This is a genomic window from Shinella sp. WSJ-2 (genome assembly GCF_003432075.1).
Lineage (GTDB): Bacteria > Pseudomonadota > Alphaproteobacteria > Rhizobiales > Rhizobiaceae > Shinella.
This window is the reverse complement of the sequence record NZ_QWBU01000004.1, coordinates 217,097-241,438: the sequence shown is the minus strand read 5'-3', so window position 1 is coordinate 241,438 and position 24,342 is coordinate 217,097. Positions and strand designations below refer to the sequence as shown.

The 24,342-nt window shown below is 62.9% G+C and carries 22 protein-coding genes; 10 read left to right on the top strand and 12 right to left on the bottom strand.

Going from position 1 to position 24,342, the window contains the following annotated elements; all coding sequences use genetic code 11:
• Positions 1 to 16: 16 nt before the first annotated feature.
• The 3 genes from D0Y60_RS11970 to D0Y60_RS11960 are packed head-to-tail and all read left to right on the top strand — an operon-like array spanning position 17 to position 3,066.
• Complete coding sequence (locus D0Y60_RS11970; protein WP_117370162.1) at positions 17 to 1,222, top strand: FAD-dependent oxidoreductase; 1,206 nt, start codon at positions 17 to 19, stop codon at positions 1,220 to 1,222.
• Entirely contained in the window at positions 1,219 to 2,058 is an 840-nt protein-coding gene (locus D0Y60_RS11965) for a sugar phosphate isomerase/epimerase (RefSeq protein WP_199564178.1), read from the top strand. The genes D0Y60_RS11970 and D0Y60_RS11965 overlap by 4 nt, the downstream gene beginning before the upstream one ends.
• Positions 2,059 to 2,118: 60 nt before the next feature.
• Positions 2,119 to 3,066 carry an MYG1 family protein gene (locus tag D0Y60_RS11960; protein ID WP_117370158.1) on the top strand — a complete coding sequence of 316 codons (948 nt, stop codon included), beginning with the start codon at positions 2,119 to 2,121 and terminating at the stop codon, positions 3,064 to 3,066.
• Between the two features lie 56 nt (positions 3,067 to 3,122).
• Here the strand turns inward: D0Y60_RS11960 and D0Y60_RS11955 are convergent, their stop codons facing one another.
• The 3 genes from D0Y60_RS11955 to D0Y60_RS11945 all read right to left on the bottom strand — a co-directional run bounded on the left by D0Y60_RS11955 (position 3,123) and on the right by D0Y60_RS11945 (position 7,020).
• Positions 3,123 to 4,469 carry an amidase gene (locus tag D0Y60_RS11955; protein ID WP_117370156.1) on the bottom strand — a complete coding sequence of 449 codons (1,347 nt, stop codon included), beginning with the start codon at positions 4,467 to 4,469 and terminating at the stop codon, positions 3,123 to 3,125.
• Positions 4,470 to 4,637: 168 nt separating this feature from the next.
• Positions 4,638 to 5,528: a DMT family transporter gene (locus D0Y60_RS11950; protein ID WP_117370154.1), complete on the bottom strand. Its 891-nt coding sequence runs from the start codon at positions 5,526 to 5,528 to the stop codon at positions 4,638 to 4,640.
• Between the two features lie 166 nt (positions 5,529 to 5,694).
• Positions 5,695 to 7,020: an MFS transporter gene (locus D0Y60_RS11945; protein WP_117370152.1), complete on the bottom strand. Its 1,326-nt coding sequence runs from the start codon at positions 7,018 to 7,020 to the stop codon at positions 5,695 to 5,697.
• Between the two features lie 275 nt (positions 7,021 to 7,295).
• Between D0Y60_RS11945 and cyoA the strand changes: the two genes are divergently transcribed.
• The 6 genes from cyoA (at position 7,296) to D0Y60_RS11915 (ending at position 12,652) form a co-directional block, all read left to right on the top strand.
• A complete protein-coding gene (gene cyoA, locus D0Y60_RS11940; RefSeq protein WP_117370150.1) occupies positions 7,296 to 8,402 on the top strand; it encodes a ubiquinol oxidase subunit II in 1,107 nt (368 codons plus the stop codon).
• 114 nt (positions 8,403 to 8,516) lie between these two features.
• Entirely contained in the window at positions 8,517 to 10,520 is a 2,004-nt protein-coding gene (gene cyoB, locus D0Y60_RS11935) for a cytochrome o ubiquinol oxidase subunit I (protein ID WP_117370148.1), read from the top strand.
• Between the two features lie 4 nt (positions 10,521 to 10,524).
• A complete protein-coding gene (cyoC, locus tag D0Y60_RS11930) occupies positions 10,525 to 11,148 on the top strand; it encodes a cytochrome o ubiquinol oxidase subunit III (RefSeq protein ID WP_117370146.1) in 624 nt (207 codons plus the stop codon).
• Positions 11,145 to 11,543: a cytochrome o ubiquinol oxidase subunit IV gene (gene cyoD / locus D0Y60_RS11925; protein WP_117370144.1), complete on the top strand. Its 399-nt coding sequence runs from the start codon at positions 11,145 to 11,147 to the stop codon at positions 11,541 to 11,543. The genes cyoC and cyoD overlap by 4 nt, the downstream gene beginning before the upstream one ends.
• 2 nt (positions 11,544 to 11,545) lie before the next feature.
• On the top strand, positions 11,546 to 12,280 hold the full coding sequence (locus D0Y60_RS11920; RefSeq protein WP_117370142.1) for an SURF1 family protein: 735 nt from the start codon (positions 11,546 to 11,548) through the stop codon (positions 12,278 to 12,280).
• 75 nt (positions 12,281 to 12,355) lie between these two features.
• Positions 12,356 to 12,652: an antibiotic biosynthesis monooxygenase family protein gene (locus tag D0Y60_RS11915; RefSeq protein ID WP_117370140.1), complete on the top strand. Its 297-nt coding sequence runs from the start codon at positions 12,356 to 12,358 to the stop codon at positions 12,650 to 12,652.
• A gap of 9 nt (positions 12,653 to 12,661) precedes the next feature.
• Here D0Y60_RS11915 and D0Y60_RS11910 read toward each other — a convergent pair whose 3' ends face one another.
• From D0Y60_RS11910 to D0Y60_RS11900, 3 genes are all read right to left on the bottom strand, one after another.
• Positions 12,662 to 13,045 (bottom strand): hypothetical protein, encoded by a 384-nt coding sequence (locus D0Y60_RS11910; protein WP_117370138.1) that lies wholly within the window; start codon positions 13,043 to 13,045, stop codon positions 12,662 to 12,664.
• A gap of 4 nt (positions 13,046 to 13,049) precedes the next feature.
• Entirely contained in the window at positions 13,050 to 13,961 is a 912-nt protein-coding gene (yghU, locus tag D0Y60_RS11905; protein ID WP_117370420.1) for a glutathione-dependent disulfide-bond oxidoreductase, read from the bottom strand.
• 190 nt (positions 13,962 to 14,151) lie between these two features.
• Positions 14,152 to 15,192, bottom strand: coding sequence for a glutamine synthetase beta-grasp domain-containing protein (locus D0Y60_RS11900; protein ID WP_117370136.1), 1,041 nt, complete (start codon positions 15,190 to 15,192; stop codon positions 14,152 to 14,154).
• A 332-nt stretch (positions 15,193 to 15,524) separates the two neighbouring features.
• Here D0Y60_RS11900 and D0Y60_RS11895 point away from each other — a divergent pair, with 332 nt between their 5' ends.
• Positions 15,525 to 16,532 carry a magnesium and cobalt transport protein CorA gene (locus D0Y60_RS11895; protein ID WP_117370134.1) on the top strand — a complete coding sequence of 336 codons (1,008 nt, stop codon included), beginning with the start codon at positions 15,525 to 15,527 and terminating at the stop codon, positions 16,530 to 16,532.
• Positions 16,533 to 16,584: 52 nt separating this feature from the next.
• Here the strand turns inward: D0Y60_RS11895 and D0Y60_RS11890 are convergent, their stop codons facing one another.
• The 6 genes from D0Y60_RS11890 to D0Y60_RS11865 all read right to left on the bottom strand — a co-directional run bounded on the left by D0Y60_RS11890 (position 16,585) and on the right by D0Y60_RS11865 (position 24,299).
• Positions 16,585 to 18,540: a methyl-accepting chemotaxis protein gene (locus tag D0Y60_RS11890; protein ID WP_117370132.1), complete on the bottom strand. Its 1,956-nt coding sequence runs from the start codon at positions 18,538 to 18,540 to the stop codon at positions 16,585 to 16,587.
• Positions 18,541 to 18,656: 116 nt separating this feature from the next.
• Positions 18,657 to 19,550 (bottom strand): DMT family transporter, encoded by an 894-nt coding sequence (locus D0Y60_RS11885; protein WP_117370130.1) that lies wholly within the window; start codon positions 19,548 to 19,550, stop codon positions 18,657 to 18,659.
• 124 nt (positions 19,551 to 19,674) lie between these two features.
• Positions 19,675 to 20,598, bottom strand: coding sequence for a LysR family transcriptional regulator (locus tag D0Y60_RS11880; protein ID WP_117370128.1), 924 nt, complete (start codon positions 20,596 to 20,598; stop codon positions 19,675 to 19,677).
• Positions 20,599 to 20,655: 57 nt separating this feature from the next.
• Entirely contained in the window at positions 20,656 to 22,188 is a 1,533-nt protein-coding gene (locus D0Y60_RS11875; RefSeq protein WP_117370126.1) for an ABC transporter ATP-binding protein, read from the bottom strand.
• A gap of 5 nt (positions 22,189 to 22,193) precedes the next feature.
• Positions 22,194 to 23,126 carry an ABC transporter permease gene (locus tag D0Y60_RS11870; protein WP_117370124.1) on the bottom strand — a complete coding sequence of 311 codons (933 nt, stop codon included), beginning with the start codon at positions 23,124 to 23,126 and terminating at the stop codon, positions 22,194 to 22,196.
• 78 nt (positions 23,127 to 23,204) lie between these two features.
• Positions 23,205 to 24,299 carry an ABC transporter permease gene (locus D0Y60_RS11865; protein WP_117370122.1) on the bottom strand — a complete coding sequence of 365 codons (1,095 nt, stop codon included), beginning with the start codon at positions 24,297 to 24,299 and terminating at the stop codon, positions 23,205 to 23,207.
• Positions 24,300 to 24,342: the final 43 nt, after the last annotated feature.

Here is a 24,342-nt window from a genome sequence, read left to right as displayed (position 1 = left end):
TTCGGAGGAGGCCCGCATGAGCGGCATGGTCATTATTGGCGCCGGTGAAGCTGGCACGCGGGCGGCCTTTGCCCTGCGCGAGGCGGGTTTTACAGGGTCGGTCACGCTGGTCGGCACGGAGCCGCATCTGCCCTACGAGCGCCCGCCGCTCTCAAAACCGCTTGACGGTCTCGTGCGGATGAAAGCGATCTGCTCGGCCGAAGCGCTTTCGGCCGCCGGCATCGATTACCTTTACGGCATCTCAGCGACACAGATCGACGCCGCCCGTCACAACCTTCTCCTCGGCGACGGGCGCACCCTTTCCTATGACCGCCTGCTCCTCGCAACAGGCGCGCGGCCGCGCCGCCTGACCTGCCCGGGCGCGGAACGGGCGCTCGATTTCCGGACCTTCGCGGATGCCGATGCGATCTTTTCGCGCGTGATGACCGGCGGAACCGTTGTGATCATCGGCGGCGGGCTGATCGGCATGGAGCTAGCGGCGGTTCTGCGCGGCAAGGATATCGGTGTGCATGTCATCGAGATGGCGCCCAAGCCGCTCGGACGTGCTGTGCCGCCGCGATTTTCGGCGCGCTTGCAGGCGAGGCATGAAGAGGAGGGCGTTCATTTTCATCTCGGGCAGGGCCTTGCCGGAATCGGGCCGGATTCCGTCGTTCTGGCCGACGGTACCGTGGTTCCGGGCGATATCGTCGTCTCCGCCATTGGCGTGGTACCGGATATCGGCATCGCGGAAGCGGCGGGGCTCAGCGTCGGTAACGGCATTCTGACGGACGCCTATCTGCGCACCAGCGATCCGCATATCTTCGCTGCCGGCGATTGCGCGGCAGTGGCGCAGCCGGGCGGTGGCCACATTCGCTTCGAAAGCTGGTGCAATGCGCGCAGTCAGGCCGAAACCGCCGCCCACAATATGGCGGGTGCAGCCGAAACCTTCGGCGCGATCCCCTGGTTCTGGTCCGATCAATACGATCTCGGCTTGCAGGTTACCGGCCTGCCGCAGCCTGGACACCGCAGCATCCTGCGGCCGCTGGCACAGGGCGAGCTGGAATTCTACCTCGAAGACGGCAGGCTCGTCGCTGCTGCCGGTCTCGGTGCCGGCAACAGTCTCGCCAAGGAGATCAAGCTCGCGGAAATGCTGATTGCCGCCGGCATCAACCCCGATCCGGCAGACCTCGCTGACCCCGCGGTGAACCTGAAGGCGCTCCTTAAAAGCGCGCGGGCCGCCTGATGCAGAGGCTCGACATTTACCAGTCGCTCTGGGCCATGGAGCGTCGGCATACGGACGGCCACGAGCGCAGCCTTGCGGAAAACATCGCCATGATCGCGGAAGCCGGCTTCGACGGCATCAGCGCGCATTACACCAAGCGGACGGACGTTGTTTCGCTCAACGACATTGTCCGGGGCACCGGCCTCACGATCGAAGGCGTGTGCTTCCCGCAGTCCGTCGATGACCTTCGCCTGTCGCTGGAACTGGCGGCGGAATTCCCGGTCAGCCACATCAATCTGCAACCCGACGTGCGGCTGCGGCGGGTCGAGGACTGCCTCCCCTTGCTCGACGGCTGGATGCGCCTTGCCGAGGACGCCGGCATTCCTGTCTTCATCGAAACGCACCGCGACCGCATGACGACGGATCTCTTTTTCACCCTCGACCTTCTCGATCGGCGCCCGAACCTGCCGCTTCTCGCCGATCTCTCGCATTTCCTCGTCGGTCGTGAATTCGCCTTTCCGGTCGTGGAGGAAAACCATGCGCTGATCCAGCGTATTCTGGATAACGCCCAGGCCTTCCACGGCCGTGTCGCCTCGCGTGAGCAGGTGCAGATCGAAATTTCCTTCCCGCATCATCGCCCCTGGCTCGATCTGTTCCTCGGTTGGTGGGACTACGGTTTCCGCCAATGGCGTGCCCGATCCTCCGAAGATGCGACGCTCGCCTTCACCTGCGAGCTCGGCCCAAAGCCGTATGCGATCACCGGCCGCAACGGCAACGACACGACTGACCGCTGGGCCGAAGCCCTCATGCTTCGCGATATGGTCCGTGATCTCTGGGAAGCGAGCATCGGCCCTTGAAACCCGGACGCCCAATCGCTATCCGACCTCTCAAGACGAACTCTCGATAGGTTGAGCTGCATGGCCCCCGACTTTCTCGTAACGCATTCCGGCGGCTTCCATGCGGATGAGCTGCTGTCGAGCGTGATCCTGACGCGCCTGTTTCCGGACGCGCGCATCGTGCGCAGCCGTGCGCCGGAGTGGATCACGCCGGCAGGCGACAAAATCATCTATGACGTCGGCGGCGCCTTTGATCCGGCCGCCGGGATTTTCGATCACCATCAGCGCGGCGCGCCCTTGCGCGACGACGGTCAGCCGTTCAGCTCCTTCGGGCTGGTTTGGCGCCAGTTCGGCCGGGACTATCTGAATGCCACCGGTATTCCCGCCGACGATATCGACGCCCTGCATGCGAGCTTCGATCTCGACTTCGTGCTGCCGGTGGATTTGATGGATAATGGCGCCCTGAGCCCCGCGGCGGCCGGCGTGCTGGCCAAGCTGACACTGCCCGTCCTGCTGGAAACGCTGAAGCCCGTCTTCGACGACAGAGAGCCCGGTGCCGACGACCGGGCCTTCCACGACGCTCTTGCGATCGCCCGCGGTTTCGTGGAGGCTTCGATAAGGCAGGCGGCGGCGAAACTGCGGGCGGAGTCGATCGTGCTTCGGGCGATTACGGCGGCCGGCGACGGGCGGGTGCTGGAGCTTCCCATGGGCATGCCGTTCCGTCCCGCGATCGTGAAGGCGGGAGCCGATCACCTGCTGTTCGTCGTCCATCCGCGAGACACCGACTGGTGCCTGACCGGCATCCGGCGGGCGAGTGACGGGTTCGAGCTGCGCGCCGATCTGCCGGCGGCCTGGGCAGGGCTGACCGGGGAGAACCTGGCGGCGGTCTGCGGCGTGGCCGGCGCCACCTTCTGCCACAACGGCCGCTTCATCGCCGCGGCGACGACGCGAGAGGCCGCGCTCGAAATGGCGCGGATCGCGGTCGCCCATGCTCTTGCGCCGCAAAGAACGGGCGTTGCCGCGCCGTAACAGCCGAGCCACCTTTGGCGGGGGCCGCGATCCTACTGACGGTAGACATCGGGCTTTTAACGCCCCAGCGCCTTTTCGATCGCCCGTGCGTTTGCAAACAGCACCGCATCGCGCCTGCCCGCGGCCGCCAGCATCAGGCCGACAGGGGCTTCGCCCTTGACATGCACCGGTAGCGAGATGGCGCAGCCGTCGAGCATGTTGATGAGCGTCGGGTTGCGCAACAGCGTCAGGTTGGTCTTCACGAAAAGATCGTTGTCGGCTTCGAGCGACGCGATGGAGGGGGCGATCATTGGGACGGTCGGCATGGCGAGCATGTCATAGGGCGAGATCGCGCGGTTCGTTTCTTCGATATAGGCACGGCGCAGGTGCAGCATGTCGATATAGTCGGCCGCTGTCTGCTCCCTGGCGCGCAGAATGCGGGCGCGAACGCGTTGATCGTAGTTATCGCCATGTTCTTCCAGCAGGTCGCGGTGCCAGGACAGGGCTTCGGGTGCTGGGAAGCCACCCTTGCCATTGATCTGGGAAACCATCTCGAACTGCTTGAGCGCGATCTCTGTCACGATCGCGCCGGCATCGGCGAGGCGCTTGATGGCGGTTTCGAAAGTGTTGGCCACCTGTGGTTCAATGCCATCGAAGACGACGGATTGCGGCACGGCGATGCGCAGACCCGCGACGGGGCGTTCGCCTTCGCTGGCGAGCGTCATGCCGCTCAGAATTTCGTGCAGGCTGGCGCAGCAATCGACACTGTTGGCAAGCGGGCCGATGGAATCGAGCGTGAAGGAGAGAGGAAGCGCACCCTTGAGCGGCACGGTGCTGGCGGTCGGCTTGTAGCCGACGATGCCACAGAGTGCAGCGGGGATGCGGCAGGAGCCGCCGGTGTCGGAACCGATCGCCGCCGCCGCCATGTCGTCTGCCACGGAAACGGCCGCGCCCGAGGAGGAGCCGCCCGGAATGCGGCCGGTAGCACGATCGTACGGGTTGGCGGGCGTGCCATAATGCGGATTGATGCCGACGCCGGAGAAGGCGAATTCGGTCATGTTGTTGCGGCCGATGACGATGAAGCCGGCCGCCTTGAGGCGCGCGATGGCGGGCGCGTCCGCCTTGGCCGGTGCGGCTTGGCTCAGCACCTTGGAGCCAGCCGTCGTCGGCTCGCCTTCGAGGTCGAACAGATCCTTCACCGCAATCGGAATGCCGGCGAAACGCGAGGGGGCGAGGCCCGCTTTGCGCAGTTCGTCGGCAGCCTTGGCAGTGGCGCGGGCTTTGTCCTTATGGACCTTGACGAAGGCGCGGGCGCCTTCGCCTGAAGCATCGGCAATGCGCGCGAGCAACGCCTCGACCAGTTGCGACGAGGTAATCTTGCCCGTCGCCAGATCCGCTGCACGTTCGTTCAGTGTTGCGCGCATTGTTTGTCTCCTGCCTATATCCGAATCAGACTGGATCAAAATAGTGAATTTCAAGCAGCATGCAGCCCTTCTTCGACTTGAGGGCCACGCTGCGTGTGCTCTCGCTACTCCACCTGTCGGCCAATGTGCCGACGTGGTGGAGGCGCAGCAATGGGCGTCAGATAGGCTTCAGGCTGAGGGTGTTGTCGTCGACGTGCGTTTCGCCAGCTGGTGCTCACGCCAGATGGTGAAAAGGCCTGCGCCAACGACGATTGCCGCGCCGATCACCATGTTGGGTGTGATGATCTCGCCGAACAGCGTGACGGCTAGGATCACGTTGAGAACCAGCTGGAAATAGGTGATCGGCTGGATTTCCGCCGCTGGCAGGAGGCCATAGGCGCGGATGAGGAAATAGTGGCTGAGAGTGCCGCAGATGCAGAGTGCTGCCAGCGCGAACCAGTCAGAGCCGGCGACCTCCGTCCAGTAGAATGGGCCAATCAGCGAGATCGCCACCGCACCTGCGGTGCCGGCATAAAACAGGCTGGTGACGGCGGAATCCTCGCGGCTGACGGCGCGTGTCGCAATGCTGTAGAGCGCGAAGAGCACGGAGGCGCCGAGCGGCAGTAGCAGCGACTGGTCGAAATGCACGTCGACGGGATTGATGATGACGAGCACGCCGACAAGGCCGACCAGCACGGCCGTCCCACGTCGCCAGCCGACCGCCTCGCCCAGCAGCGGGATCGACAGGATCGTGATGATGAGCGGCGTTGCCTGGAAGATCGACTGGCTCATGGCAAGGCCGGCATGCACATAGGCGAAGACGATAAGGACGATTTCAGCAACCAGCAGGAGCCCGCGCGATATCTGCAGCCACGGGCGGCGCGTCTGGATCGCCTGGCGCAGGCCGCCCGGTGAGGATGCGGCAAAACCGGTGACAAACAGCGCGAAGGCCCAGAAGCGGATCATCGTGATGAACAGCGCGGGGTAGCGATCGCCAAGATATTTCGTGATCGCGTCCTGCCCGGCAAAAATGCAGATGGCCAGGAAGGTGAAAAGATAACCGCGGGTTTTGGGGTTCATAGCATCGACAGGCTCAGAATCAGTGTGCCGTTGATAACACGGAGCGGCGACTTGGACTCGGCCAAACGAAGCTGAGCCATGCCTTTCTGTTCCCAAGTTATTTTTGAGCTGCGTCGGCCGCCGCAAGGCGGGCTTCACAGCCCGCCGCGGGATCGACCTCTTATCCTCAAGGCTGAATCGCGCGGGTCAGCGTTAGCGCCGCTATGGTGCAGATCGCGCCCGAGATGAGGTAGCCGCCGATGAAGACGATGCCGAAGGTGCTGGCGAGGCCGAGCGCCACGAGTGGCGCGAAGCCCGCGCCGAGCAGCCAGGCGAGGTCGGAGGTCAGCGCCGCGCCCGTATAGCGGTATTGCTGCGTGAACCGCGAGGAGACCGCCCCCGAGGACTGGCCGAAGGTGAGGCCGAGGATGAAGAAGCCGATCAGGATATAGGCATCCTGTCCCTTGCCGCCTGCATCGAGCAGGAACGGTGCGGAGAAGGAGAAGATCGCGATCAGGATCGCCCCGACCATCAGCTGATTGCGCCGGCCGATGCGGTCGGCCATGACGCCTGAGAGAACGATTCCGACAGCGCCGATGGCCGCACCCGCCACCTGCACCCAGAGGAACTGCGCAGCAGACTGGCCGCCTGTCAACGTGACCCAGGAAAGCGGGAAGATCGTGACGAGGTGGAACATGGCGAAGCTGGCGAGCGGCACAAAGGCGCCAAGCAGCACGTCCATCGCATGTTTGCTTAACATTTCGAAGATCGGCCGGGCCTGAAGCTCCTGCGCTTCCATGGCCGCGCCGAATTCCTTGCTGGCGACGATGCGCAGGCGCGCGAAGAGCGCCACGACGTTGATCGCGAAGGCGACGAAGAACGGATAGCGCCAGCCCCAAGCGAGGAAGTCGGCTTCCGAAAGATTCGTGACGAAATAGGCGAAAAGAATGCTGGCCAGCGCAAAGCCGAAGGGCGCGCCGAGTTGCGGGATCATCGCATACCAGCCGCGGCGGTTTTCCGGCGCGCTGAGATTGAGCAGAGACGCCAGCCCGTCCCAGGCGCCGCCAAGGGCAAAGCCCTGTCCGAGCCGGAACAGGGCCAGCAGCGCCACGGCCCAGTAACCGATCGTGTCATAGCCGGGCAGGAAGGCGATCGAAGCGGTGGAGCCGCCGAGGATAACGAGGGCCGCGGTCAGCTTCGTGCCACGTCCATAGTTGCGGTCGATCCACATGAAGACGAAGGAGCCGACTGGCCGGGCAAGGAAGGCCAATGGGAACAGCGCAAATGACATCAGGGTCGCCGCAACCGCGCTCGATGCAAAGGGAAAAATCAGCTTCGGGAAGACGAGGATCGAGCCGAGGCCGTAGACAAAGAAGTCGAAGAATTCGGAGGTACGGCCGATGACCACACCAATGGCGACATTGCCCGGCGACAAGGGCTTGTCGTCGTGATGCATGCGACGGGCATCCCGCTCCAGGCCGGACGATGTGGGATGTTGGGTGGCCGAACTCATGAACTCCTCCGCGCGGATTTGCGTCATGTGGTTAGAATGTTGATCAATCGGCGTCCGATATCAAGGACAGATGACGAACCGGAGCACATTGTCCTTCCGGGTGCCGGAATTGATACCGGGCATTTCTAATGCGCTAGTACAAACGCGCATCGACAGATAGTCCCTGATTGACTAACCTCCTGCGACAGAATGCTGCGCTGCGACGATGGACCTCATTTCCAACCGTGGTCGTGCCCGATTATTGCCGACTAGACAGAACGCAAGTTGAGGCCGAGATGCCGAAGCAATTCAGTTTAGCCCGAAGATTGACTCTTTTAGCCCTTATGATGGCCACCCTTTCGGGGTGCAACCTCGTCGTTATGTCGCCTTCGGGCGATGTTGCAGTGCAGCAAAGAGATCTGATTGTCGTATCGACGATCCTGATGCTTGTCATCATCGTGCCCGTGATTTTCCTGACGCTGTTCTTCGCCTGGCGCTATCGCCAGTCGAACACAGCGGCTAAATATGAACCCGAATGGCATCATTCGACCGGCCTCGAAGTGATCATATGGTCGGCACCGCTCGCCATCATCATCGCGCTCGGGGCTATCACCTGGGTGAGCACGCACAAGCTCGATCCCTATCGCCCGCTCGACCGGATCGATGCGGCCCGGCCGGTCACCGACGCGGTGAAGCCGATCACGGTCGAGGTGGTGGCGCTCGACTGGAAGTGGCTGTTCTTCTACCCGGAATACGGCATCGCCACCGTCAACGAGATGGCAGCCCCCGTCGATGTGCCGATCAACTTCAAGCTCACCGCCTCATCGGTGATGAACGCCTTCTACGTTCCTGCCCTTGCCGGCATGATCTACACGATGCCAGGCATGGAAACGAAGCTGCACGCGGTCATCAACAAGGCCGGCGAATATGAGGGCCTTTCGTCCAACTACAGCGGCGATGGTTTCTCCCACATGCGTTTCAAGTTCCATGGCGTGGATCAGGCCGGTTTCGATGCCTGGGTCGCCCGCGTGAAGCAGAACGGCACCGCGCTCAACCGCGATGCCTATCTGAAGCTCGAAAAGCCTAGCACCAAGGAGCCGGTGCGCTATTACGCGACCGTCGAGAACGGGCTTTACGAAGCCGTGCTCAACATGTGCGCCCGCGAGGGTCAGATGTGCATGAAGGATATGATGCATATCGACATGATGGGTGGTGCCGGCAAGGAGAGCCACGAGAACAAGGCCAAGCTCGAGCACGACAACCGGCACACCGCGAAAGAGGCGCCCGCCGCCACCTTCCCGGAAACCGGCAACCCTGCACGCAGCGAAGAGCCGGCCGAAGGCGTCGACGAGCGGCAGGAGGAGCCGGCCACGATGAACCACGACGCGCACCAGTCGCACTAGAGCATTTCCGGCCGAAGCGGCATCGCTTCGGCGTTAGATAATGCGGTCAAACCAGGATTTCATGGCACCCGCGCCTGACGCGGATGCGCACTCGATAAGCTATTGGACGATCCCATGTTCGGTGACATCAGCCTCACGAAATTCCTCTTCGGTCGGCTTTCCCTTGAAGCGATCCCCTATCACGAGCCCATCCTCGTCGTGACTTTCGCGGCGGTTGCCATCGGCGGCCTTGCGGTCCTGGCGCTCATCACGAAGTTCAAGCTCTGGGGCTATCTCTGGCACGAATGGTTCACGAGCGTCGATCACAAGAAGATCGGCATCATGTACATCATCCTCGCCATCATCATGCTGCTGCGCGGCTTTGCCGACGCCATCATGATGCGCATCCAGCAGGCGATCGCCTTCAACGGCAACGAGGGCTACCTCAACCCGCACCACTACGACCAGATCTTCACCGCCCATGGCGTGATCATGATCTTCTTCGTGGCGATGCCCTTCGTCACCGGCTTCATGAACTATGTGGTGCCGCTGCAGATCGGCGCACGCGACGTCTCGTTCCCCTTCCTCAACAACTTCTCCTTCTGGATGACAACGGCCGGCGCCGTCATCATCATGATGTCGTTGTTCGTCGGCGAATTCGCGCGCACCGGCTGGCTGGCCTATCCGCCGCTGTCGGGCGCCGATTACAGTCCGGGCGTCGGCGTCGACTATTACATATGGGGCCTGCAGGTGGCCGGTGTCGGCACGACCTTGTCGGGCATCAACCTGATCGCGACCATCGTGAAGATGCGCGCTCCCGGCATGACCTTCATGAAGATGCCGATCTTCACCTGGACGTCGCTCTGCACGAACATCCTGATCGTCGCGACTTTCCCGATCCTGACGGCAACGCTCGCGCTCCTTTCTCTTGACCGCTACGTCGACACGAACTTCTTTACGAACGATCTCGGCGGCAATCCGATGATGTATATCAACCTCATCTGGATCTGGGGCCATCCGGAGGTCTATATCCTCATCTTGCCGGCCTTCGGCATTTTCTCCGAAGTGGTCGCCACCTTCAGTGGCAAGCGTCTTTTCGGCTATGCCTCCATGGTCTATGCCACCTGCGTCATCATGATCCTGTCCTATCTCGTGTGGCTGCACCACTTCTTCACGATGGGCTCGGGCGCATCGGTGAACGCCTTCTTCGGCATCACCACCATGATCATCTCGATCCCGACGGGTGCGAAGATGTTCAACTGGCTCTTCACCATGTATCGCGGGCGCATCCGTTACGAGGTGCCGATGCTGTGGACGATCGGCTTTATGGTGACCTTCGTCATCGGCGGTATGACGGGCGTGATGCTTGCGATCCCGCCGGCCGATTTCGTGCTGCACAACTCGCTCTTCCTGATCGCCCACTTCCACAACGTCATCATCGGCGGCGTGCTGTTCGGCCTGATGGCGGGCGTCGTCTACTGGTTCCCCAAGGCTTTCGGCTACAAGCTCGATCCATTCTGGGGCAAGATGAGTTTCTGGTTCTGGCAGATCGGCTTCTTCTTCGCCTTCATGCCGCTCTACGTGCTCGGTCTGATGGGTGTTACCCGCCGCGTCAGCCAGTTTGAGGACCCGTCGCTGCAGATCTGGTTCATCATCGCTGCCTTCGGTGCTGGCCTGATCGCCATCGGCATCGCCTCCTTCGTCATCCAGCTCGTCGTCAGCTACCTCAAGCGTGACCAACTGCGCTGCGACAGCGGCGACCCCTGGAACGGCCGCACGCTGGAATGGTCGACCTCCTCGCCACCGCCGGATTACAATTTTGCCTTCACGCCCGTCGTGCATGACCATGATAGCTGGTACGACATGAAGAACCGCGGCTACGAGCGTCCGACGGAAGGCTTCCGACCGATCCACATGCCGAAGAACACCGGGACGGGCGTCATCCTCGCCGGTATCAGCATCGTGCTTGCCTTCGCGCTGATCTGGTACATCTGGTGGCTGGCAGCGGTTTCCTTCATCGCCATCATCGCGGTGTCGATCGCCCATACCTTCAACTACGATCGTGACTTCTTCATCCCCGCCGAGACCGTGACGGCGACGGAAGATGCGCGCACGACGCTGCTTGCAGAACGGACCTGAGCCCATGAGCGCGACCCAAGTCCATAATCCCGACGGAAAGCCGGTCTTCTACCTCAAGGAAGACCATCATCCGGAAAACAGCACCATGCTGGGTTTCTGGCTCTACCTGATGAGCGACTGCCTGATCTTCGCCGTGCTCTTCGCGACGCATGGCGTGCTTGGCCGCAACTATGCCGCCGGTCCGTCGCCGGCCGATCTCTTCGACCTCAATCTCGTCGCCATCAATACCGCGATGCTGCTCCTCTCCTCCATCACCTACGGCTTCGCGATGCTCCAGATGGAGCGCAACGCCAAGATGGAGACGCTGGTCTGGCTCGGCATAACAGGCATTTTCGGCGCAGCCTTCCTAGGCCTAGAACTCTACGAGTTCTATCACCTGATCCTCGAAGGTGCGGGCCCGACCCGCTCAGCCTTCCTGTCGTCCTTCTTCACGCTGGTCGGCACGCACGGCCTGCACGTCACCTTCGGCACGATCTGGCTGATCACGCTGATGGTGCAGGTCAAGAAGCGCGGCCTGACACCTGAAAACCGCCGCCGGCTGATGTGCCTCTCGATGTTCTGGCACTTCCTCGACGTCATCTGGATCGGCGTCTTCTCCTTCGTCTATCTGCTCGGAGTCCTCGGATGAGCGCGAACCCCACCCACGAAAGCGCGCATGACGCCCATCACGCCCACAGCGACGGACATGGCGCAGGCCACGGGTCGTTCCGGGGCTATATGATCGGTTTCGTACTCTCGATCATCCTGACGGCCATTCCGTTCTGGCTGGTCATGGGTGACGTGCTCGACAGCAAGCTCTTCACCGCCGTTCTCGTCATGGCGATCGGCGTGGTGCAGATCGTCGTGCACATGGTCTATTTCCTGCACATGAACACCCGCTCGGAAGGCGGCTGGACCATGATGGCGCTGATCTTCACGCTGATCATCGTCGGCATCGCGCTCGCCGGCTCGCTCTGGGTCATGCATCACCTCAATGCCAACATGATGCCGATGACCCACGAGATGATGAAGAACATGCCCTGACGATGAACGCGGATCACGTGCCGGGCGGAGGCGACAAGCCGTCCTCCCGCAGCCGACTGGCCTTGACTGTTTTGCTTCTCTGCCTTTTTGCGGTTTTCGCCGCGCTCGGCAGCTGGCAGGTGCAGCGTCTGTTCTGGAAGCTCGACCTTATCGCCCGCGTGGATGGGCGCATCCATGCCGATCCGGCGCCCGCGCCTTCGGGTGTTATCGATCCGGCGGAAGACGAATATCGCCGCGTCACCGCCACGGGCCTCTTCGATCACGAAAAATCCGTGCTGGTGCAGGCCGTCACGGAGCGCGGTTCCGGTTTCTGGGTGCTGACACCGCTGCGGCAGGCCGACCGTTCGACCGTTCTCGTCAATCGCGGGTTCGTGCCGGTGGACAAGCGCTCCCCCGAGGCGCGCCTTGCCAGCGAACTGGCCGCCGGTCCGGTCTCCGTGACGGGGCTTCTGCGCCTGAGCGAGCCCGGCGGCGCCTTCCTGCGCGCCAACGACCCGGCAGGCGACCGCTGGTTCTCCCGCGATGTGGCGGCGATCGCTGCGGCGAAGGGACTGGCCAATGTGGAGCCCTATTTCATCGATGCGGATGCGACGCCCAATATGGGTGGCCTGCCGATCGGCGGCCTGACCGTCGTGACCTTCCGCAACAGCCATCTGGTCTATGCGCTGACCTGGTATGCATTGGCCATCATGAGCGCGGGCGCCGGCTATCTCGTGCTCCGGCGCAAGGCATTTTAGCTTTTTCTCATTCTTTAGGCGTGGTAATCTGGCGGCTTGGGGACAACATCGTTTTCAATCGCACCGGAGGCTGCCATGACTGCATTCAATGTCGTGCGTTTTAAAGTCAAGCCGGGCATGGAGGCGGCCTTCCTCGATGCCCATCGTGGCGTCGCCGGCAATTGGGAGGGCTTGCGTCACGCCAATATCATCCAGTCGGGCGAGGGGCGTTACTGCATCGTCGCAGAATGGGAGAGCATGGACGCGATGGCGGCGAGCCGGCCGCAGATGATTGCCACGCTCGACAGTTTTCGCGCGACCCTCGAGGATCTCGGCGGCGGGCTCGGCGTGACCGACCCGGTGGCCGGGTCGGTGGTTCTTGCGTTGAAGTAGCTTTGCCACTCAGACTTCGAACACGTCGTCGAAGGCTTCCGGGAAGCTCTGGCGGGCGACGCGTTCGTTGATCTGCAACATCGCCTCATAGGACAGCGGATCGAATTCCTTGTCCGCCGCCACGACCTCACGGCCGAAGAGCAGGCTGAGACGGGCGGCATCGAGATTGCCGCGCTCGAAAGGCTCGGCGCCGAAATGATGCCAGAGCGCATGCACGAAGGCGGCGTCGATCCGGTATTCGGCCGTTCCCGCGCGTGCCTTGCGGGGCAGCGCCTTGATGGGCGTTACCCCGCGCGGATTGGCGCGGCGGATGGTGAATTGCACACCGGTGCCCGGCATGCCCGAGGGAAAGCCGCGGTGTTTGATCATGTCGGGCAGGGTCGCTTTTCCCATGTCCTCAGCTTCCGTTCTGGCCGATCTTGTCCTGCGTCTTCGTGTCGAAGTCGGAGGCGTCGTGGCGTTCATGCAGCTGCTCGGACGGATCGCCGGTCAGCTTGTTGACCATGCGGCCGCGCTTGACGGCGGGGCGTGCGGCGATTTCGGCCGTCCAGCGCTGGACGTTCTTGTAGCTCTGCACGTCGAGGAAGGTGCCGGCGTCGCCGTAAGCCTGCCCGAGTGCGAGAGCACCATACCACGGCCAGATCGCCATGTCGGCGATCGTATAGTCGGCGCCGGCCATATATTGGTTGTCGGCGAGATGCCGGTCGAGCACGTCCAACTGGCGCTTCACTTCCATCGCGTAGCGGTCGATGGCGTATTTGATTTGGATCGGCGCATATGCATAGAAGTGACCGAAACCGCCGCCGAGGAAGGGCGCGGAGCCCATCTGCCAGAACAGCCAGTTGAAGGTTTCCGTGCGGGCGCGCAGGTCGCTCGGCAGGAAGGCGCCGTATTTTTCCGCGAGGTAAAGCAGGATCGAGGCGGATTCGAAGACACGCACCGGCGCGCCGCCGCCCTTCGGCGCATGGTCCATCAGCGCCGGGATCTTGGAATTCGGGTTCACGTCTACGAAGCCGGAACCGAACTGGTCGCCATTGCCGATGCGGATCGGCCAGGCATCATATTCCGCATCCTTGTGACCGGCAGCGAGGAGCTCCTCCAGCATGATGCCGACCTTCACGCCGTTCGGTGTGGCCAGCGAATAGAGCTGCAGCGGGTGTTTGCCGACCGGTAGGTCCTTGTCTTGGGTCGCGCCGGCGGTCGGGCGGTTGATATTGGCGAAGGCGCCGCCGTTGCCCTGTTCCCATTCCCAGACCTTGGGCGGCTGGTAGCCGGCGGGAAAATTGTCGCTGGGTGATTTTTCGGTCATGAAATTCAACCTTGTTTCGCGGGAGGAAATCGATCTGCCGGAATCGGCACGTTTCCATATAGGAACCCTATCGGCTTTTACTCACCCTTCCCGCGCTTGCTTTCAAGAGATGTTTTTTCATATCCGCTTCGACAAACGAAAACGCCCCGCAAGATGCGGGGCGTCCGTTGTCGATGCGACTTGGGTAAGATCAGGCGGCCTGACGGTTTTCGACGTCGGTCGGGACCGTGGCGATGGTCTTCAGGATCTGCGAAGCGATCTGGTAGGGGTCGCCCTGCGAGTTCGGACGGCGATCTTCCAGGTAGCCCTTGTAGTCGTTGTTGACGAAGCTGTGCGGGACGCGGATCGAGGCGCCGCGGTCAGCCACGCCGTAGCTGAACTGGTGGATCGAGGCGGTCTCGTGCTTGCCGGTCAGGCGCATGTGGTTGTCGGGACCGTAGACGGCGATGTGGTCGGCGCGGGCTTCGGCGAACGCCTCCATCAGGTCTTCGAAATAGGCCTTTCCGCCGACTTCGCGCATGTACTGGGTCGAGAAGTTGGCATGCATGCCCGAGCCGTTCCAGTCGGTGTCACCGAGCGGCTTGCAGTGATATTCGACGTCGATGCCGTACTTTTCCGTCAGACGCTGCAGCAGGTAGCGGGCAAGCCAGATTTCGTCCGCGGCCTTGCGCGAGCCCTTGCCGAAGACCTGGAATTCCCACTGGCCCTTGGCGACTTCGGCATTGATGCCTTCATGGTTGATGCCGGCGGCCAGGCAGATGTCGAGATGCTCTTCGACGATCTTGCGGGCGACGGAGCCGACATTGCTGAAGCCGACGCCGCAGTAATACGGACCCTGCGGCGCCGGGAAGCCGGCTTCCGGGAAGCCAAGAGGGCGGCCGTTCTGGTAGAAGAAATATTCCTGCTCGAAACCGAACCAGGCGCCCTCGTCATCAAGGATCGACGCGCGGGTGTTGGAGGGATGCGGCGTCTTGGCGTCGGGCATCATGACTTCGCAGAGCACGAGAACGCCGTTCTTGCGCTCCGGATCCGGATAGGAGGCGACCGGCTTCAGCACGCAGTCGGAGCTGGAACCTTCGGCCTGCTGGGTCGAGGAGCCGTCGAAGCCCCAGTTCGGGAGCTGGTCGAGCGTCGGGAAAGCGTCGAATTCCTTGATGAGGGTCTTGCCGCGCAGGTTCGGGGTGGGCTTGCAGCCGTCGAGCCAGATGTATTCGAGCTTAAACTTGGTCATTTCGTTCTCTCACGTCACGCTTGGTTCCAAGACCACCGGACATCCTGTCGGCAGCCACTGAGCTGTTATATGCATGCACCGTGCCAGATTGAGATCGGTGCGGAAATTGGCGGGTTTTTCTACTGCGCAGCGACCTTTTCTGCGTCGAGCGCGCTGAGAACGCGGAAGGAAGAGGCGGTCTGCTTAAAAATTAGGCGACGCGGTGTGTGGTGATAGGCAGAACTGATTCCCGCTTGGCAAAGATCAAGCTTTTTCTCGAAGCATTGACGAATCTACGCTAAATTAGCGACCGACGACCACAGCCCATTGGCGACGGTCGGACGGAGGGGATGATGGATCATGCGCGCACATTCACACCCGTCTCGCCGCAAGAAGGCATTGTTGCTTCCAGCGTCTACATGGCCGGGAGACGCATCGCCGATATTCCCATCGAGGAGGCCGGCGCCTGGGCGGCAAAGGAAGGCCATGTCGTCTGGATCGGGCTTCTGGAGCCGAGCCGCGAGCTTCTCTTGCGTGTGCAGGCGCAATTCCACCTGCACGATCTTGCCATCGAAGACGCGGAGCACCCGCATCAGCGCCCCAAACTCGAGCAATATGGCGATGCATTGTTCATCGTGGCGCGCACCGCACAGCTGATCGACCGCCGCGTCATCTTCGGCGAAACTCATCTCTTCGTCGGCAAAGGCTATATCGTCAGCGTGCGGCACGGCCCCTCGACCTCCTATGCCACTGTCCGCCAACATTGGGAGACCTGCCCGCATTCCCTGGCGAAGGGTGAGGACTTCGTGCTCTACGCGATCCTCGATTTCATCGTCGACAACTACATGCCGGTGCTGGAGCAGCTCGAATACGAGGTCGAGGAGATCGAGGACAAGGTGCTGCTGAAGCCGATGACCGGGCCGGAAATCGAGCGGCTCTACATGATGCGGCGTGATCTCTTACGCCTGCGCAACGCCGCGCTGCCGCTGGTGGAGGTCTGCCGGCGGCTGACGAGTTCCGATCTGCCGCAAATTCAGGCAGCCATGCATCCGCTGTTTCGCGATGTGACCGACCATATCCGCACTGTGCAGGAAAAGATCGACAGCCTGCGCGAAGTGCTCGCCTTCGCCTTCGAGGCGAGCCTGTTGGTCGGCCAGAGCCAGGAGACGGCAATTTCCAAGAAGCTCGCATCGTGGGCGGCTATCCTTGCCGTGCCGACGGCGCTCGCCGGCATCTACGGCATGAATTTTTCCGATATGCCGGAACTCAGGATGGAATACGGCTATCCGATGGTGCTCACCGCCATCGTGGCGACGTGCAGCTTCCTCTACTGGCGGTTCCGCAAAAACGGCTGGCTGTAAGAATGCTGCATCTCGCCGGGGTGACAGGCCCCGGCGAGACTGATGTTTTCGCTTAGAATTCGTCCCACTCTGCTTGTGCTGCGGGGGCGGCAGCACCGCCGCCGAAGGCACTTGCGATCTTGCCGACCATGCGGCGGGCAGGTGAGGCGACGGCACGCGAGGCGTTGCCGGCCGCTGCGACCGATGTTCTTGCCTGAGCCGGCGCGCGGCCAACGGCCGCACCGACCTGGAACTGGCCGACGAGTTGGCGCAACCGCTCGGCTTCCGTGGCAAGCGAGGCGCTGGCGGCGGTCGACTGCTCGACCATCGCTGCGTTCTGCTGCGTCGTCTGGTCCATCTGGTTGACGGCGGCGTTGACCTCGGCAAGGCCGATCGACTGTTCGCGGGCGGATGTCGCGATGGCGTTCAGCTGGCCGTTGATGTCGTTGACATGCTGGCCGATCACCTTCAGCGCCTCGCCGGTTTCCGTCACCAGGCGGACGCCGCCTTCCACTTCCGTCGCGGAATGGCGGATGAGCTCCTTGATCTCTTTCGCCGCCTGCGCCGAGCGCTGGGCAAGCTCGCGCACTTCCTGCGCGACGACCGCAAAACCCTTGCCGGCCTCACCGGCGCGGGCGGCTTCGACACCGGCATTCAGCGCAAGAAGGTTGGTCTGGAAGGCAATCTCGTCGATGACACCGATGATGTTCGAAATCTGGCGCGAGGAGTCCTCGATGCGCTGCATGGCCGAGACGGCATCCGAGACGACCTTGGTTGAAAGATCGGCCGAACCGGTCGCTTCCAATGCCTTCGCACGGGCCTCTTCGGCACGCTTGGACGAGTTGGAGACGTTGGCGGTGATCTCGTCGAGGGCGGCGGCCGTCTCTTCGAGGGCCGCGGCCTGCTGCTCGGTGCGGCGCGACAGGTCGTTGGCGGCCTGGCTCAGTTCGCGCGAGCCGCTGTCGATAGCACCGGTGGCCTCAGAGACGGATTGCAGCGTGGTGCGCAACTGGCCAACGGCGGCGTTGAAATCCTGGCGAAGCGCCTCGAATTCCTGCGCGAAGGACTGGGTCAACTCGCAGGCGAGATCACCACTGGCCATGCGCTTGAGGCCGCCAGCGAGACCTTCGGTGGCCTCGGCCATGGCGGCGGCGCGCAGGCGATCGACCTCGGCACGGCGCTCGCGCTCGGCTTCGGTCGCGCTGCGCTGGGCCTCGGAGGAGGCTTCGAGCGCGCGAGTGCGCAGGCCGTTGTCCTTGAAGACCTGAACGGCGCGGGCCATGCCGCCCACTTCGTCGCGGCGCTCGATCTCGGCGACAGCCACATCGAGATCGCCATTGGCGAGCGTGGTCATAGTGCCGGAGAGAATGTTCAAGGGGCGGGCGATCCAGGCGCGGATGGCGAAGAAGCCGGCGACGAGCATGGCCGCGAGGCCAATGATGACGGCGAAGATCGTCGTCAGAATGGTGGTCCGCGTGGCGTCGACAAGGGCTTGATGGCGCGCTTCGCCGACGGCGGTGATCTTGCCGATCTCGTCGGTGATGTCGTTGATCACGGTGGCGAAGGCGGGTTTGCAGGTTGCGTTGAAATCGGCCTGGGTGCGGGTGATCGCAGCGTCATCCAATGCCGTGCCGGCGTCGGCGATCAGCGCACTGCACTGGCTGTTCAAGGCATCGAGCGCTGCCGTCTTGATGGCTTTGATCCGCTCGTTGGCGGGCGCGGCGGCGCTGGCCGTATCCATCTGCTTGGAGAAGAAGCCTTCGCTCAGCTTTATATCCGCGACGGCGGCTTCCTTGGCCTCGGGCGTGCGCGCAATCAAAATGTCGGCAATAGCCGAGCGGACGGAGACGAGGCTGCGGCTCGCCCGCGCCAGCATCAGGGTTGCGGTGGCTTCTTCGTTCAGCAGCGTGGAATAGGACGTATCGATGAAGGCGATACGCGAGGTACTGTAAGCGGTCACGCCGGCGACGAACAGGCCGAAAGCGCAGAGGATAACGAGGAACTTGCCGATGATAGGGATATTGCGCATGGCGGTTGCCTAAGCTGGAGAAACTGTTCCAGTCGTAGGCCTCGACCGTTAGATTTCGCTTAAAGTTTTATCCACCATTCGGCACAGCAGTTATTCGCACTGGGCATGAATAAGCGTTAGCGAATGAAGATCAGCCCCATGCCGAGAATGACGAGGGCTGCCCCGGCCCAGGCGCCCGCCGCCGGGCGTTCGCCGGTCCGCAGCCATAGCATCGGCAAGATGATGGCAGGGGAGGTGGCCGAAAGCGTCGAGACGATGCCGACCTTGCCGCCCGAAAGCGCAAACAGCAGCAGCGTCATGCCGATGGCAAGCGCGGTAAAGCCGGTCAGCGCCGTCATGGCCAGCACTTTTGGGGTCAGCGGTCCCTTCGGCTTGACGGAGGCGATCGGCAGCTGCGCCATGACGCTGAGACAGGCGGCCGCGATGCCGACGCGCAGCAGCGAGGCGACGAACGGATCGAGACCGGTCTCCATGACGGGTCGCGCGATGATCGAGCCGATGGCCTGACCGGTCGCGGCACCCAGCCCAAGCAGCACGCCGATCCACAGCGGCCCCTTGATCGTCTCCCACTCATGCATCTGCGCCTTGCGCTTGCCGAAGATGATAGCGAGGAAGACGCCCATGGCCGTCACCGCGATGCCGGCGACAGCCGAGACGGACAAGGCCTCGCCCAGCACCAGCCAGCCCAGCAGGGCGGCGATCGGCGCATTCAGCGCGAAGAGGATGCCGGAGCGGCGCGGGCCGACGCGGTTGAGCGTCGAGAAAAGCAGGGTGTCGCCGATGAAGATGCCGATGAAACCGGACAGAAGCAGCGGAGTGATCGTCGTCGCGTCCAGCTCGCGCCATGCGCCGGTCACGAGGACGTAGAGCGTCAGCAGCCCCGTAACAAAAATCTGGCGGACACGATTGAAGGTCGGTGCGCCGAGATGGCCGGCAGGCCCCGCGGAAATCAGTCCCGTCAGGGCCCAGCAGGTCGCGGCCCCAAGGGCTGCAAGTTCATGAATTGGCATTGTCGTCCGATCGGCAGGCTGAAGGACGGAAATCGCGTTCCGCACGCGCCGTTAAAGCGTGATCACGGGTATGCCGTCCAGCCGCATTCCAAGGGATCAACAGGCTTTCCATACAAAGGAAAAGCTATTCCTTGCCGTCGCGGTCCAAAAAGCCCGTGCGTTCGGCGGCGCTCGCGATGAACACGGCTTTCAGATGCTCTGCGGCCGGCGACAGGCTGTGATGGCGGCGCTGCAGAAGCGAGACGTCGCGCATGACATGCGGATCGACAAGATCGACCGCGGTCACGCGCACGGCGGAAGCAAGCTGGCTCGAATTCTCCGGTAGCACGGCGACGCCCATGCCGGCGGCGATCATGCTGATGGCGGTCGTCGAGAAGCGCACCTCGTATTTCGGCTTGTAGTTCGGCACCACGCGGATGAGATTGTGCTCGACGATGCTGCGCAGCGGATTGGCGGCGGCAAGCGTGATGAGGGTCTCGTCCTTCAGTTCCGCCCAGCGCACGGATTTGCGCCGCGCGAAACGATGGTCCTCCCTGCACATGAACATCAACTTGTCGCGCAGGAGCGGCGTCGCGGTGATTTCCGGGTCGTCCTCCGACAGGGTGCCGACGGCAATGTCCACCTCGTTGCGCTTCAGCGCAGGCGTAATCTGCTCTTCCGGCATGTCCCTGATATTCACGGAGATTTCCGGATACATGCGCAGGAAGCGCGCGATGATCGGCGGCACGATCGTGGCAGCGAGCACGATCGCCGCCGCGATCGTCACCTGGCCGCGCTTCAGCGAGGCATTGTCACGCACGTCGCCGACGGCCAGCTCCAGATCCTTCAGGATCTTTCGCGCCTGTGGCAGGAATTCCTGGCCGACGAGTGTGAGCGAGACCATGCGCGTATGCCGGTCGAACAGGCGCACGCCGATTTCGGATTCCAGATCGCGGATGAGGATGCTGACCGCCGACTGGGTGAGATGCAGGTTTCGGGCGGCGAGATTGAACTGGCCGAGTTCGGCCACCGCGATGAAAGCCCTGAGTTGCCGCAGCGTGATATTCATGGACGCGCGGCCCTCCTGTTATACTGTTCCCATCAAACCTTGCCGCTCCCGTCCTGTCTAGCTCGCAAGCGCCGGTTGCTCCGTCTGACCCGCCATCAGCAAGCCGAGTTCGTCGAGGCGGGTGCGGTCCGGTGGCAATTCGCCGAGGATCTCGCCGTGGAACATCACGAGGATGCGATCGCAGATCGCAAAGAGTTCCTCGAGTTCGGTGGAGATGAGCAGGATGGCGCGGCCGTTGTCGCGCTGCTTCAGCATCTCCTCCATGACGAATTCCATGGCGCCGATATCGATGCCGCGGGCGAGCTGGTTGACGAGGATGAAATCCGGGTTGCGGGCCAGTTCGCGCGCCACGACCAGCTTCTGCTGATTGCCGCCCGAAAGAGAGCCGATCGCCTGGTTCTCGTCGCGGCTCTTCACGCGAAAGCGCTTGATCAGGTCGCGGGTGTGTTCGCCGATCACGCCGCGGTTCAGCATGCCGCCGCTGGCGAAGGGCTTCTGGTCGTAGCGCTGGAGGATGGTGTTTTCGCTGAGCGACATCGAGACGACGATGCCGTGTTTGTGGCGGTCCTCCGGGATATGGGAGAAGCTGCTGGCATTGATCGTGGCGGGGTCGAGGCCGGTAATGTCCTTGCCGTTCAGCATCACGCGGCCGCTATCGACCGGCAGCAGGCCGGACAATGCGAGCGACAATTCCGTCTGGCCATTGCCGGAGACGCCGGCAATGCCGACGATCTCGCCGGCGCGCACATTGAGGCTCACACCGCGCACGGCGGGCAGGCCGGTCTCGGCGCGGCAGGTCAGGTTTTCCACCGAGAGCACGGTGCGGCCGGGCGGCTCGGGGCTGCGCGGCAGCTCCATGCGCACGTCGCGGCCGACCATCATGCGCGCGAGCTCGCGGGCATTCGTCTCGCCGACATGGACGGTGTGCACCACGCGCCCGTCGCGCATGACGCTGATGCGATTGCTGACGCGCATCACCTCGTCGAGCTTGTGCGAGATGAAGACGACGGTCTTGCCGTCCTTAACGAGATCGCCCATCAGCGAGAGCAGCCGGTCGGTCTCCTGCGGGGTCAGCACGGCGGTCGGCTCGTCGAGGATCAGAAGGTCGATGCCGTGGAACAGGACCTTGAGGATTTCGACGCGCTGCTGCTCGCCGACCGAGAGATCCTCAATGATGGCGTCGGGGCGCACGTCCAGCGCATAGCGGTCGGAGAGTTCGCGGATCTTGGCGTGGACCTTGTCCATGTCGTTGATGACGCGCAGCGCCGAGCCCTGGCCGAGAATGTAGTTTTCCGCGACCGTCAGGTTGGGCACGAGCATGAAGTGCTGGTGCACCATGCCGATGCGCTGGCGGATCGCCTCGCGCGGGCTGTTGAAGCGCACGGTCTCCCCTTTGAAGACGATCTCGCCTTCGTCAGGCCGCACCATGCCGCAGATCATGCTCATCAGTACGCTCTTGCCGGCCCCGTTCTCGCCGAGCAGCGAGTGGATCTCGCCCTCTTCGATTTCGAGCGACACGCCGTCGCTGGCGATGATGGGGCCGAAGCGCTTGCGGATGTTTTCGATGCGCAGGAAGGGTTTCTGGGACATGTCCGTTACCTCATCTCGTAGGGCTGGCCGAGCTTGCTGGGAGCGGCTCCCTTGCCGCGAACCACGACGAGCGTGACGATCGTCATGATGTAGGGAAGCGCCTGCAGCACCTGGTAGGGCACGACGATGGACGCCTGCGCCTGAAGCATCAGCTGGAGTGCGTAGAACAGGCCGAAGAGCAGCGAGACAAAGAACGCCCCGGTCGGCGACCAGCGGGCGAAGACCACGACGGCGAGCGCGATGAAACCGCGCCCCGACGTGATGCCTTCGACGAACTGGTTGGAGTGACCGAGTGTCAGGAAGGCGCCGCCGAGGCCGGCAAGGCCTGTTCCGACCAAAACGGCAGCGTAGCGATAACCCGCGACATTGCGGCCGGCGACGTCGACGGCTTTCGGATGTTCGCCGACGGCCCGCAGCGTCAGCCCGAAGGAGGTACGGAACAGAACGAGGCTGGCGAGGATCGCGACGAGAACCGTCGAATAGACGATGAGGTTTTGCCGGAAGAAGGCTTCGCCGAGGAAGGGGATGTCGCTCAGGAAGGGGATATGTACGGGTTGGGCGATCTCGATGCCCTTGCCGGTCGAGACGTAATAGGTGCGGAAAAGGAAGGCCGTGAGACCCATGCCGAGCAGGTTGAGGGCTGCGCCCACCACGATCTGGTCCGCCTTGATGGTGATCGTGAAGAAGGCGAAGATCAGGCCGAACAGCATGCCGCCGGCAACACCAGCCAGCAGGCCGAGAAGGATGCTGCCGCTCGCAAAGGCCGCCGCGAAGCCGCAGAAGGCGCCGACCAGCATGGTGCCTTCCAGCCCGATATTGAGCACGCCGGCCCGCTCGGAAAACACCTCGCCGATCGAGGCGAAGATCAGGGGCGTCGCAAGTCTCCAGGCGGCGCCGACGAGCGTCGCGAGGAAGGTGAGAAACATCATGTCGTCCATGGGGAACCCCTTCGGGATTGTCGCCTAAGGTTTTGTTTTCCCGCAGGGCTCAGGCGCCCGGCGGGAGTTTCCATTCTTTCAGGCCACGATCCTGAGGATGTCGCGCAATTTGGCGAAGGCGACGACCGAGAGGATGACCATGCCTTGGATGACCAGCACGAGGACCTGCGGGACCTGCGAGGTGATCTGGAGCACTTCCGAGCCGGAGCGCAGCGTCGCAAAGAGCCCGCCCGAGACGATGGCCGCCAGGGGATTGTTGGCGGCCAGCAGCGCGACCGCGATACCTTCGAAACCATAGCCCGGCGAGATGTTCTGATAGAGCCGGTGCGTGACGCCAGCCACTTCGAACGCGCCGGCAAGGCCGGCCATAGCGCCGGAAATGCACATGGCGATCATGACGTTGCGGGCGACCTGCATGCCGGCATAACGGGCGGCATGCGGATTGAGGCCGACGACGCGCAGGGCAAAGCCGCGGCTGCTCCTTTGCAGGAAAATATAGAGCGCGACCGCCAGCACGATGGCGACGAGGATGCCGATATGCAGGCGCATGTCGGAGACGATGCGCGGCGTCCAGGCTTCCCGGATCAGGCGGGCGGATTGCGGATAGGCCGCACTCGCATCGCGCATTGGGCCGGTGACGAGATAGCTCGTCAGGATGAGTGCGATATAGTTGAGCATGATCGTGGTGACGATCTCGCTTGCCTGGAAGCGCACCTTGAGATAGCCGGCAATTCCGGCCCAGGCGGCACCCGCGAGCGCTCCGGCCAGCAGGACGAGGGGCGCATGCACCCAGATGGAAAGCCCGTCGAAGTTCGTTCCGACCAGCGTCGCGGCAATCGCGCCGGCATAGAGCTGGCCTTCGGCGCCGATATTCCAGATCGAACAGCGGAAGGCGACGCAGAGGCCTGCGCCGATGAGGATGAGCGGCGTCGCCTTCAGCAGGATCTCACCCACCGAGCGCATGTCCTGGAACGAGCCAAAGATCATGACGGTGACGACGTCGCTGCCGTTGAAGCCGTTCAGCCATAACAGGAGGGCGCCGAAGGCGAGGGCGACGAGGACCGCCGCGATCGGAGTCACGGCGCTGATCGCGATCTGCGAGAGCGTCCGGTAGAAGGTCTGGGCTGCTTGAGGATACATGGTCTCGCGCACTCCCTGGTTTACCTGTGCCATAGGATCGGTCCGGATGTTTGTGTGGCATTCGCCGGAGCAGGCC